Source organism: Burkholderia sp. Ac-20344, from assembly GCF_017104975.1.
GTDB lineage: Bacteria > Pseudomonadota > Gammaproteobacteria > Burkholderiales > Burkholderiaceae > Burkholderia.
The window spans coordinates 19,277-31,259 of record NZ_JAAGPP010000024.1 but is presented as its reverse complement, the minus strand read 5'-3'; the positions used below and the strand labels follow the sequence as shown (position 1 = coordinate 31,259).

At 68.6% G+C, this 11,983-nt stretch carries 10 protein-coding genes; 9 read left to right on the top strand and 1 reads right to left on the bottom strand.

Annotated elements, in window-relative coordinates; genetic code table 11:
• Window positions 1-225 precede the first annotated feature (225 nt).
• Complete coding sequence (locus G3N64_RS10850; RefSeq protein ID WP_205783872.1) at window positions 226-597, top strand: MAPEG family protein; 372 nt, start codon at window positions 226-228, stop codon at window positions 595-597.
• 27 nt (window positions 598-624) lie between these two features.
• Here the strand turns inward: G3N64_RS10850 and G3N64_RS10845 are convergent, their stop codons facing one another.
• Window positions 625-1,593, bottom strand: coding sequence for a LysR family transcriptional regulator (locus tag G3N64_RS10845; RefSeq protein WP_205783866.1), 969 nt, complete (start codon window positions 1,591-1,593; stop codon window positions 625-627).
• Window positions 1,594-1,711: 118 nt separating this feature from the next.
• Between G3N64_RS10845 and G3N64_RS10840 the strand changes: the two genes are divergently transcribed.
• The 8 genes from G3N64_RS10840 (at window position 1,712) to G3N64_RS10805 (ending at window position 11,900) form a co-directional block, all read left to right on the top strand.
• The gene (locus G3N64_RS10840; protein WP_205783864.1) at window positions 1,712-5,251 is read left to right on the top strand and encodes an ABC transporter ATP-binding protein; all 3,540 of its coding nucleotides are present in this window, start codon (window positions 1,712-1,714) and stop codon (window positions 5,249-5,251) included.
• Window positions 5,252-5,756: 505 nt separating this feature from the next.
• Entirely contained in the window at window positions 5,757-6,509 is a 753-nt protein-coding gene (gene glnH / locus G3N64_RS10835) for a glutamine ABC transporter substrate-binding protein GlnH (protein ID WP_205783863.1), read from the top strand.
• Between the two features lie 66 nt (window positions 6,510-6,575).
• Window positions 6,576-7,232, top strand: a complete 657-nt coding sequence (gene glnP / locus G3N64_RS10830) for a glutamine ABC transporter permease GlnP (RefSeq protein ID WP_011355557.1) — start codon at window positions 6,576-6,578, stop codon at window positions 7,230-7,232.
• Window positions 7,229-7,957 (top strand): glutamine ABC transporter ATP-binding protein GlnQ, encoded by a 729-nt coding sequence (gene glnQ / locus G3N64_RS10825; RefSeq protein ID WP_205783857.1) that lies wholly within the window; start codon window positions 7,229-7,231, stop codon window positions 7,955-7,957. Before glnP ends, glnQ begins: the two co-directional genes overlap by 4 nt.
• A gap of 20 nt (window positions 7,958-7,977) precedes the next feature.
• The gene (locus G3N64_RS10820) at window positions 7,978-9,027 is read left to right on the top strand and encodes a C45 family peptidase (RefSeq protein WP_205783855.1); all 1,050 of its coding nucleotides are present in this window, start codon (window positions 7,978-7,980) and stop codon (window positions 9,025-9,027) included.
• 15 nt (window positions 9,028-9,042) lie between these two features.
• The gene (locus G3N64_RS10815; RefSeq protein ID WP_205783853.1) at window positions 9,043-10,377 is read left to right on the top strand and encodes an aspartate aminotransferase family protein; all 1,335 of its coding nucleotides are present in this window, start codon (window positions 9,043-9,045) and stop codon (window positions 10,375-10,377) included.
• Between the two features lie 32 nt (window positions 10,378-10,409).
• Complete coding sequence (locus G3N64_RS10810) at window positions 10,410-10,964, top strand: carboxymuconolactone decarboxylase family protein (RefSeq protein ID WP_205783851.1); 555 nt, start codon at window positions 10,410-10,412, stop codon at window positions 10,962-10,964.
• A gap of 162 nt (window positions 10,965-11,126) precedes the next feature.
• Window positions 11,127-11,900, top strand: a complete 774-nt coding sequence (locus G3N64_RS10805) for an extensin (protein ID WP_205783849.1) — start codon at window positions 11,127-11,129, stop codon at window positions 11,898-11,900.
• Window positions 11,901-11,983: the final 83 nt, after the last annotated feature.

Genomic DNA, 11,983 nt, shown 5'->3' with positions numbered 1-11,983 from the left:
GCCAGTGTTGAACGCCATCTTATTGGTGTTCGACCAGTTTTAATTAACGTATTTGTCGATGATTTGGTGGAAATTTTGGTATCGATCCGGGCTGGCTGCGGCTAGCGGCGGCCCGTGCAGCCGAGTCTCCCGTCTAGAAAACCGGTGCGCGAACGGCTCGGCGCAATGCTAAGCTCTCGGCGATCTTGTCATTGATCAATGTAATCATAAAGGAGGAGACTTTTGATGACGACGTCCCAGCTGTGCCTGTTCATCGTGGCGCTGTTGCCGTTCCCGATGACGTTTCTCGCGAAGGCCCGCAAGGGCTACGACAACCGCGTGCCGCGCGACTATCTGGCAAAGCTCGAAGGCTGGCGCGCGCGGGCGCAGGCCGCGCACCAGAACGCGTGGGAGGCGCTCGCGCTGTTCACCGCCGCGCTGGTGGTGGCATGGCACAACGGCGCGAACGTGCATCGCGTCGATCAGCTTGCGATGGCGTTCGTCGCGATCCGCGTCGTTTATACGCTGATGTACCTGCTGAACTGGGCGTCGCTGCGTTCGCTCGTGTGGTTTGGCGGGATGGCGTGCGTGGTCGCGCTGTTCTTCGCGACGCCCTGAGCACGGCGCGCGGGCAAGGCCGGCGCGTTACTTGCCGGCCGCGCCGCCCGCGCTGCGCGCGAGACGGTCGTTGGATGCGGGCGCAACGATCGGGCCGGCGAACGGTGCCGGGTTCGACTCCGCCTGCGCTTCGCGCCGCAGGAAGGCCGTGAGCGGATCGAGCAGCCTGTGTCGCGTCGACGGATTGCGGCGCAGCACGAAGCGCCACGACGCGGCGCGCTCGAGGCCCGGCCTCAGTGGCACGAGGCGCCCGCTGCGCAGCTCGGGCTCGATCAGCGGCGCGCGGCCGAGCGCGATGCCCGCGCCGCCGACCGCCGCGCCGATTACCTGGCTGAAACTGCTGTAGCGGACGATCTTCGTCTCGAAGTCGCCCGGCAGGCCGAACTCCGTGGACCAGTTGCGCCAGTCGATCTCGGGGCTGTGCTCGTGCATCTCCTGCAGCAGCCGGGAGCGGCACACGTTCACGGAGGCATACGGATGCAGTTCGGGGCTGCAGACCGGGAACACCGTTTCCTGCAGCAGGATGTCGTCGTCGGCCCGCAGCCGGTGCGCGGGCACGTGCACGATCGCGAGATCGACGCCGCTGCGCGCGAAATCCGGTTCGTCGTCGAGCACGACGGCATGCAGCGGCGTTTCGGGATGAAGCGACGAGAATTCCGCGAGGCGGCGTGCGAGCCACATCGCCGAAAACGGCGCGTTGGCAGATACCGTGAGCCGTTGCGCGGTGCCGCGAATCTCGGCACACGCATCGGTCAGGCGCGACAGCGCATCGCTGACGGCCGGCAGCAGGCGCTCGCCGGCCGGCGTGAGGCTGATGCCGCCGAGCCCCGTGCTGCGTTCGAGCAGCCGCGCGCCGAGCGATTCCTCGAGCGCGCGGATCTGGTGACTGACCGCGCTCGTCGACACGTTCAGCTCGACCGCCGCGCGCGCGAACCCGCCGAGGCGGACGGCCGCCTCGAAAGCCCGCAATGCGCTGAGGGGAGGGAGGTGCGACATGCGGGGTATTGTAGTTGACTCAACACCCGTTGAAAAATCATCTTTTGCCGCGCGCGGGCTGCGCGGGTAGCCTCGATCCGGTCAAGAAAAACGCAACCAGATACGACCGGAGGGCTTCATGTATTTCGACCGACGACTATGGGCAATGATGGCGGGACTGCGCTGGCGGGTCGCCGCGGCTGTCGCGCTCGGGCTGCTCGCGATGGGTGTCGGGATCCTGCGCTTCGTGTTTCTCGGCCGCGTGCTGGCGCTGGTCTTTTCCGGCGCGCCGCCGCGCAGCATCGGCGAAGCCGTCGTTGCAACGGCGGCCTGCGTGCTGCTGCGCGCATGGCTCGACCATCGCCGCACGGTGCTCGCGCAGCATACGGCCGGGCGCGTGCAGGCCACGCTGCGCGCGCGGCTGTTCGACCGGATCGCCGCGCTCGGCCCCGCCTGGTTCAGCGGCGAACGCACGGGCGGCGTGATGCTGGCCGTCGTCGACGGCGTCGAGCAGCTGCAGACCTTTTTCGGCACCTACCTGCCGCAGCTCGTGATCGCGGCCTGCGCGCCGGTCATGATCTTCGCGGTGCTCGCGTGGTGGGACGTGCCGACGGCCGCGATCCTGCTGGTCGCGGCGCTCGTCACGCTCGCGCTGCCGCAACTCGTGCATCGTGCCGACAAGCGCGCGGCACTTGCGCGCTCCGCAGCGTTCAAGGCATTCGGCGAGGAATTTCTCGACGCGGTGCAAGGCTTGCCGACGCTGAAGGCGTTCGGGCAAAGCACCGCGTTCGGCGCGAAGCTGGCCGCGAAGGCGCGCGCGCTGTCCGACAGCACGTTCTGGGTGCTCGCGCTCGGCCTGCTGACGCGGCTCTTCACCGATCTCGGCACCGGCCTGGGCGCGGCCGCCGCGATCGCGGCCGGCGCGTGGCGCGTGCGGCACGGCGACATGAGCCTCGAGGCGCTGCTGATCGTGCTGATGGCCGGCAGCGAGATCTTCCGGCCGCTGCGCGACCTGCGTTCCGTGCTGCACCAGGGGATGATCGGCCAGTCGGCGGCGAATGCGATCCACGCGCTGCTCGACGCGGATAGCCACGCGCCGGCCACCGACGCACCGCGCGTCACGGGCCTGCGGCCGGAGATCGCGTTCGACGCCGTCAGCTTCGCGTATCCTGGGCGTCGCGCGGACGCGCATGCGGCGCTGAGCTTCTCGGTTCGCGAAGGCGAGACGGTGGCGATCGTCGGGCCGAGCGGCGTGGGCAAGTCGACCGTCGTGCGTCTGCTGCTGCGCCAGCACGATGCGCAGGGCGGCGCGATCCGCATCGGCGGCCACGACGTGCGCACGCTCGATGTCGGCCAGGTGCGCGAGATGATCGCGGTCGTCGCGCAGGATGCGACGCTGTTCGACGGCAGCGTGGCCGACAACCTGCGGCTCGGCCGTCCCGACGCGAGCGACGCGGACATGATCGCCGCCGCGCGCGCCGCCAACGCGCACGATTTCATTTCGGCGCTGCCCGACGGCTACGCGACGCGCATCGGCGAACGCGGGCTCATGCTGTCGGGCGGCCAGCGCCAGCGCCTCGCGATTGCCCGCGCGCTGCTGCGCGATGCGCCGATCCTGCTGCTCGACGAGGCGCTGTCGTCGGTCGACGCGGAGAACGAAGCGCTAATCCAGCAGGCGCTCGACCGGCTCACGCGCGGGCGGACCACGCTCGTGCTCGCGCACCGGCTGTCCAGCGTGATCGGCGCCGATCGCATCCTGGTGCTCGACCAGGGGCAGGTGGTCGACGAAGGCACGCACGCGGCGCTGATCGCGCGCGACGGCCCGTATCGCCGGCTGATGGGGCCGCAACTGGAAGCGGTCGCCGAATCGGTCGGCGCGGCGACGACGGCCGGCGCGACCGCGCGCGCGTCGTCGGGCCCGCAGGTGCGGCCGCTGAACGACGATGCCGCGACGATCGGCTGGCCGGAAACCCTGCAGACGCTGCTGCGCTTCGTGCGTCCGTGGACGGGCAAGGTCGTGCTGACGGTGCTGTTCGGGATCGGCCGCGTGCTCGCGTTCATCGGCGTCGGCGTGATCGGCGCGCTGGTGGTTGGCGCGGTGCCGGGCGGCCATGTGAGCCCGGCGCTCGTCACCGCGCTGCTCGTGATCGCGCCGGTGGCGGCCGTGCTGCACTGGCTCGAATCGTGGCTCGCGCACGACATGGCGTACCGGCTGCTCGCGGAAATGCGCATCGCGCTGTTCGCGACGCTCGAACGCCTCGCGCCGGCCGGGCTGTTGCGCCGCCGTTCCGGCGATCTCGTGTCGCTCGCGACGCAGGACGTCGAGACCGTCGAGTATTTCTATGCGCACACGCTGGCGCCCGCATTCGTCGCGGTGCTCGTGCCGGCCGCCGTGCTGGTGCTGCTCGCGTCGGTTGCGTGGCCGCTCGCGCTCGTGCTGCTGCCGTTCCTGTCGTGGGCCGGGCTCGCGCCGGTGCTGGCGCGGCGCGAGGTCGACCGGCTCGGCACCGGCGCGCGCGAAGCGCTCGGCCAGCTCGGCGCGCACCTGACCGAAACGATCCAGGGGCTCGCGGAGCTGACCGCATTCCAGGCCGTCGCGCGCCGGCGCGCAGCGTTCGTGGCCGAAGTCGATGCGTACCGCAAGCAGCGCGCGAAGCTGCTCGACGACCTGTCGGCACAGAGCGCCGCACTGGAAATCGCGAGCGGGCTCGGCGGGCTGGTCGTCGCGGCGCTCGGCGCGCTGCTGTGCGCGCACGGCTGGTTTCCGCGCGAGTCGTTGCCGCTGCTGGTGCTGGTTGCGGTGGCCGCATTCATGCCGGTGGCCGAAATCGGGCAGGTCGCGCGCCAGCTCGCCGACACGATCGCGTCGACGCGCCGCTTGCGGGCGCTGGAGAAGGAGCCCGTGCCGGTGACGGACGGCACGCGCGCGATGCCCGCCAATCCGGCGGTGCGTTTCGAAGCCGCATCCTTCACGTATCCGGGCCGCAGCGTGCCCGCGATCGACCGCGTGAGCTTCGACGTGCGGCCGGGCAGCACGGTCGCGCTGGTCGGTGCGTCGGGGGCGGGAAAGTCGACGGTCGCGAGCCTGCTGCTGCGCTTCTGGGATCCGCAGCAGGGCCGCGTGACGCTCGGCGGCGTCGACCTGTGCGACCTGCGCCTCGACGACCTGCGGCAGCACATCGCGCTGGTTGCGCAGGATACCTACCTGTTCAACGACACGCTCGAAGCGAATATCCGGCTCGCCGCGAACGACGCGTCCGACGCGGACGTGCAGCGCGCGATCGACCATGCGGCGCTCGGCGAATTCGTCGCGCGGCTGCCGGACGGGCTCGCGACGCGCGTCGGCGAGCGCGGCGTGCAGCTGTCGGGCGGCCAGCGCCAGCGCGTCGCGATTGCGCGCGCGTTCCTGAAGGATGCCCCCGTGCTGATCCTCGACGAAGCGACCTCCCATCTGGACACGATCAGCGAGCAGCAGATCCGCGCGGCGCTGGAAGACCTGATGACGCAACGCACGTCGATCATCATCGCGCACCGGTTGTCGACCGTGCGCAATGCCGACCTGATCCTCGTGATGGAGCACGGCAGCGTGATCGAGGCCGGGCGGCATGCGGACCTGATGGCGCGGCAGGGCGCGTATGCGCGGCTCGTGTCGCATCAGGCGAGCGGGGTGGCGGCGTAGGCGACGCTGCATCGGCGCGCGGCCGGCCGGCGGTTGCGCGCGCATCCCGCAACATGCGTTGAGCCGCGGCGGCAGCCGCCCCGGCACGGCGCCGCGTCGAATCGCCGACGATCCACGCTGACAAACGCGTGGGCGGCGGCGATTGTCCGAACGGCCGTGCCGTCATCCTCCTCTCGCGCGTGATGCCCGGGACGGCAAGCCTGCCCGTCCAGACCCGTCACCGCCAGCCGCTCCCCAGCCGCTGCCATCGGCCGGCGCGGCGCGATCCGGCTCGAGCGCTTCGCCCCGGGCGCATTCCCTTTCCTCCGATCTGTCCGCCCCGCGCGCCCGGGTTTATCTCGATGCATTTACCCGTTGCGCACATTTTTGTTGTCGTAGTATCGCGATTGACAACACATGTTGCACTACGGTCTAATTCGACATCGCATGTTGCGGTGCGGCTTGATGTCGTCGTTCCTGCCGGCCGGCTGGCCGGTCACATCGCTCAATCATGCGGAGAGAAGCCATGAGTCGCCGTTCCTTCCTGAAAGCCGTCGCGGTCGTTGCCGCGCTCGGCGCAAGCCTCGCGCACGCGGATACCAGGACGCTCGTCGTCGGCACCGACACGTCGTTCATGCCGTTCGAGTTCAAGCAGGGCGACAAGTACGTCGGCTTCGATCTCGACCTGTGGGCGGAGATCGCGAAGGACCAGGGCTGGAAATATACGATCCAGCCGATGGATTTCGCGGGCCTGATCCCGGCGCTGCAGACGCAGAACATCGACGTCGCGCTGTCGGGGATGACGATCAAGGAAGAGCGCAAGAAGGCGATCGACTTTTCCGCGCCGTACTACGACAGCGGCCTCGCGGCGATGGTGCAGACCGGCAACACGACGATCCAGTCGATCGACGACCTGAACGGCAAGGTGATCGCCGCGAAAACAGGCACCGCGACGATCGACTGGATCAAGGCGCACCTGAAGCCGAAGGAGATCCGCCAGTTCCCGAACATCGACCAGGCCTACCTGGCGCTCGAAGCCGGCCGGGTTGACGCGGCGATGCACGACACGCCGAACGTGCTGTTCTTCGTGAACAACGAAGGCAAGGGCAAAGTGAAGGTTGCGGGCCAGCCGGTCAGCGGCGACAAGTACGGGATCGGCTTCCCGAAGGGCAGCCCGCTCGTGCCGAAGGTCAACGCATCGCTCGTGAAGATCCGGGCCGATGGCCGCTACGCGCAGATCTACAAGAAGTGGTTCGGTGCCGAGCCGCCGAAGATGTGAGCGTGACGCCGCAACAGCGCGCGGCCGGGTGGCCGCGCCGGTCTTGAATCGAACGGGGAGCGACAAGTGAATTTCGATTGGTCGGCGATCTGGGCGGCGTTGCCGGACCTGATGGACGGGGTCCGGTTGACGGTGTTCATCGCATTTTTCGGGCTGGTGGGCGGCTTCATCGTCGGGATGATCGCGGGCATGTTCCGCGCATACGGACCGAAGGCGATGAACGTGCTTGCACAGGTTTATATTGAATTGATCCGCGGCACGCCGATCGTCGTGCAGGTGATGTTCCTGTATTTCGCGCTGCCGCTGCTCGCGCATATCCGCATCGACGGCCTGACGGCCGCGATCATCGCGATCACGGTGAATTCCGGCGCGTATCTCGCGGAAGTGGTGCGCGGCGCGCTGCTGTCGATCCCGAAGGGGCTGACGGAAGCGGGGCTCGCGATGGGCTTGTCGATGCCGCGCGTGCTGCTGAAGGTGGTCGGGCCGCTGGCGTTCCGGCGCCTGATTCCGCCGCTCGGCAACCAGTGCATCGTGAGCCTGAAGGACACGTCGCTGTTCATCGTGATCGGCGTCGGCGAACTGACGCGCAAGGGGCAGGAAATCATCGCGGGCAATTTCCAGGCGGTTGAAATCTGGACGGCAGTGGCCGTCATCTACCTGTTGCTGACCGGCGCGATGACGTTGACGCTGCGGCTCGTCGAGAAGAGGATGCGAATCTTATGAGCATGATCGAATTCCAGAACGTGTCGAAGAGCTTCGGCCACGTGCCGGTGCTCAAGCATATCGACCTGAAGATCGATGCGGGCGAGGTGGTCGTCGTGATCGGCCCGTCCGGCTCGGGCAAGTCGACGATGCTGCGCTGTATCAATGCGCTCGAGAAAATCACCGGCGGCGAGCTGCTCGTCGACGGCCAGAGCGTGCGCGGCAACGCGACGACGATCCGCAACATCCGGCTCGAAGCCGGCATGGTGTTCCAGCAGTTCAACCTGTTTCCGCAAATGACCGCGCTCGAGAACGTGATGTTCGGGCCGATCCAGGTGCGCGGCGCATCGCGCGCCGACGCACGCGACCAGGCGATGGCGCTGCTCGACAAGGTCGGCCTCGAATCGCGTGCGAATCATTACCCGTCGGAGCTGTCGGGCGGCCAGCAGCAGCGCGTCGCGATCGCGCGTGCGCTCGCGATCCGGCCGCGGCTGATGCTGTTCGACGAGCCGACCTCGGCGCTCGATCCGGAATTGCGCCACGAAGTGCTGAGAGTGATGCAGGATCTCGCGACCGAAGGGATGACGATGATCGTCGTCACGCACGAGATCGGCTTTGCGAAACGGGTCGGCACGCGGCTGCTGTTCATGGATCAGGGAGGGATTGCCGAGGACGGTCATCCGGTCGACCTGATCGACCGGCCGCCGACCCCGCGCCTGAAGGAATTCCTGAAACACGTGTCCTGAACGAAACCGAACCATCCGACATGCCGCTTTCCCTTTCCCCCGTCATCGCCGGCGCGCCGTTCGACATCGGCGTGCGCCTCGGCGAGCTCGCCCGCCCCGTGTTCGACGCATACATGCAGCAGAGCAGCGCGTGGCAGGCCGTGTGCCGCTGGCGAAGCCATCCGTTCGTCGCGGCACTGCGGCAGGCGGCGCTGGCCGCGTATCCCGATCTCGTCGCGGAACTGGACGGGATCGCGGCGGGCATCGGCTGGCCGGCCGAGGACATCTTTCTGTGGAACTGCCGCGGCGAGCTGATCCACAACGCGCCGGACGGCTGCACGACGCTTGCCGCGCGCGATGCCAACGGCACGCGCTGGATCGCGCACAACGAGGACGGCGATCCGTTCCTGCGCGAGCGCTGCCTGCTCGTCGACGTGCAGCCGGCGGGCAAGCCGGGCTTCATCAGCTTCTACTACCCGGGTTCGCTGCCGGGCCATACCTTCGCCGCGAACCGCGCGGGCATCGCGCAGGCGATCAACAACCTGCGGATCCGCACGCCGGCAGCGGGCGTGCCGCGGATGATCCTCGCGCGCGCCGTGCTCGATGCGACGTCGCTCGACGCGGCGGCCGACGTGCTGCGCAGTCATGCGCGCGCGAGCGGCTTTCATCACACGCTCGGTGCGACCGGCGACGCGCGGCTGCTGAGCATCGAGGCGAGCGTCGCGCGCTGTTCGGCGATCGACGTCGCGCGGCTCGCGGGGCATGCGAACCATCTCGTGCATCCCGGCTGCGACGCGGAAGCGCAGATCGTCACGCAATCGTCGGCCGACCGCCAGCGCCGCGTCGACGCGCTGACGCCCGGCATCGATGCGGTCGACGAAGCCGCGCTGCTGCGCGTGCTCGGCGATCGCGCGCCGGAAGGGCTGCCGATCTACCGCGACGATCCGGCCGACCCCGACGACGAGAACACGCTGGCCACGGCCGTGTTCGCGATCGGCGCGGCATCGATCGACTTTACCCTTTACCAACAAGGCACGCCGCGTTTCGCGACGCGCATCGTGCCGTCCGGACGCGTGCACGACGCATCCTGATTCATGAGGCAACGCATGACGACCGTTTTCCATCGCGCTCCACGCGCCGCCTTGCCCGTCGCCGTCGCAGGCGACGGTATCGAGATCATCGACTCGACCGGCAAACGCTATATCGACGCCTGCGGCGGCGCGGCCGTTTCGTGTCTCGGCCACAGCAACCAGCGCGTGATCGACGCGATCAAGCGGCAGGCGCAGCAACTGGCGTATGCCCATACGTCGTTCTTCACGACCGACGTGGCCGAGGAGCTGGCCGACCGGCTCGTCGACGCCGCGCCGGCCGGCCTCGAACACGTGTATTTCGTGTCGGGCGGCTCCGAGGCGGTCGAGGCCGCGCTGAAGCTCGCGCGCCAGTATTTCGTCGAGAAGGGTGAGCCGCAGCGCCGCCATTTCATCGCGCGGCGCCAGAGTTATCACGGCAACACGCTCGGCGCGCTCGCGATCGGCGGCAATGCGTGGCGGCGCGAGCCGTTCCTGCCGCTGCTGATCGAGGCGCACCACGTGAGCCCGTGCTTCGCGTACCGCGACCAGCAGGCGGGCGAGACCGACGAAGCGTATGCGCAGCGGCTGGCGGACGAGCTCGAGCAGAAGATCGTCGAACTCGGCGCGGAGAGCGTTGCGGCGTTCGTCGCGGAGACGGTGGTGGGCGCAACGGCCGGCGCAGTGCCGCCGGTACGCACGTACCTGAAGAAGATTCGCGCCGTGTGCGACAAGTACGGCGTGCTGCTGATCCTCGACGAGATCATGTCGGGGATGGGCCGTACGGGCTACCTGTACGCGTGTGACGAAGACGGCGTCGCGCCCGACCTGCTGACGATCGCGAAGGGGCTCGGCGCGGGCTACCAGCCGATCGGCGCGACGCTGGTGAGCGACCGCATCTACCGGACGATCGTCGACGGCTCGGGTTTCTTCCAGCACGGCCACACGTACCTCGGCCATGCAACGGCATGCGCGGCCGCGCTCGAAGTGCAGCGCGTGATCGCCGAAGAGAAGCTGCTCGACAACGTGAAGGCGCGCGGCGAGCAGTTGCGCGCGTCGTTGCGCGAGCACTATGGCGCGCATCCGCATGTCGGCGACGTGCGTGGCCGCGGATTGTTCGTCGGCGTCGAGCTCGTGCGCGATCGCGACAGCAAGGCGACGTTCGATCCCGCGCTGAAGCTGCACGCGGCCGTCAAGCGCGCAGCGATGCAGCGCGGCCTGATGGTGTATCCGATGGGCGGGACGATCGACGGCGTTCACGGCGATCACATCCTGGTCGCGCCGCCTTTCATTTGCACCGCGCAGCAGATCGATACGATCGTCGAGCGGTTGTCGGGCGCGATCGGCGCGGCGCTCGCGTCGGCCGGCGCGTGACCCCATTCGTCGAACCTCGTCCGGACATCGCCATGACTAACAGATTGCCTCCGTTCGATCCCGCATCGGCCACCGATGAGCAGAAGGCCGTGCTGGCCGACATCCTCAGCGGCCCGCGCGGCAACCTGAACGGGCCGTTTCTCGGCTGGATCGCGAGCCCCGAGCTGGCGCAGCACGCGCAGAAGCTCGGCGCGTTCTGCCGCTATCGCACGGGCCTGCCGCTGCGCCTGTCGGAACTCGCGATTCTCGTGACGGCCGCGCGCTGGCGCTCGCAGGCCGAGTGGCACATCCACCATCCGATCGCACTCGACGCCGGTGTGCCGGCCGCGACGGCCGACGCGATCCGGCGCGGCGTTGCACCGGCATTCGAATCGGACGACGATGCGCTGATCCATGCGTTCGCGAGCGAACTGTACGACACGCGGCGCGTGAGCGACGCGACGTTCGCGCGGGCCGAAGCGCGCTTCGGCCACGAAACCGTCGTGAATCTCGTTGCCTTGCTCGGCTATTACGCGCTCGTCGCAATGGCGCTGAACACGTTCGGCATGCGCGCGGACGGGCAGACCGAATTGCCGTTTCCGGAGTGATGGCCACGCGTTGATCGCGCCCGAGCAGGGCGCGGCGATACGTCTGACGAACGCGTTGCGGCCCTGTTCCCCGCACAATGCAACCAAATGTATTCATGCGGGATCGACGGCCGATGGCCGCGTATGATGGCTTGTTCACGTCGACATGATCGGTGAGCAAGCATGACGAGTACCCGCAAGACCTTGATGATCGCCGGTGGGCTCCTGGTAGCCGCGGCCGGCACTGCCTACGTGATGCTCCTGCGCGCGGACCACCGTGCGATCGAAGATGCGGGCATCGGCGATTCGGCCGCGCCCGTTGCCGCGGCGCCCGCGAACAACGATCACGCGGTGCAGGGCGCCATCGCACCGCCGGCCCCGGCAGTCCATGCCGATACGGCATCGAAGCAGGCAGCCGTTCCACCGCCGCCACCCGCACCGGCAGCACCCACACCCGCCCCGGCACCCGCGCGGGTCAGCGCCGCACCCGCACCTGCACCCGTCCCCGCCGTTCCCGTCGTCAGCGAGAAAGCGCAGCCGAGCGCGCCGCCGCCGAAGGTCAACGTCGTGACCGTCGATGCGCAGGATTCGACCCCGCCAGCTGCACCGCCGGCCGCGAAACCGGCCCAGCCTGCCGCGCCGGCGCAAGTCACGCAACGCGCACCGCGCAAGCGCGACGGCCTCGAACGCCACGCGACTGCGGCGCCTGCGGCAACGAAATCCGAAACGCCGGAGACGGCGGCACTCGTCAGGGAATCGGCGAAGCTCGACCCGTCGTTGCCGCCGCCGCCGATGTCGTCGGTATCGGCGAGCAGCGGTTCGAACCGGCAGGGTGGGTCGTCGTCGGGCGCGAATCCGGTTGCCGCCGCGATGACCGAGCAACTGGTCAGGGAGTCGAGCAGTTTGAAGTCGCCGTCACCGGCGCCCGCGAACGGCGGCCCGAGCACGACCAAGTAACCGCGATCGCTTCCGGAATAAAAAGGGCCCCGCACGCCGACCAAAGCATGCGGGGCCAAGAGAGACAAACCGTGGTGCCGACA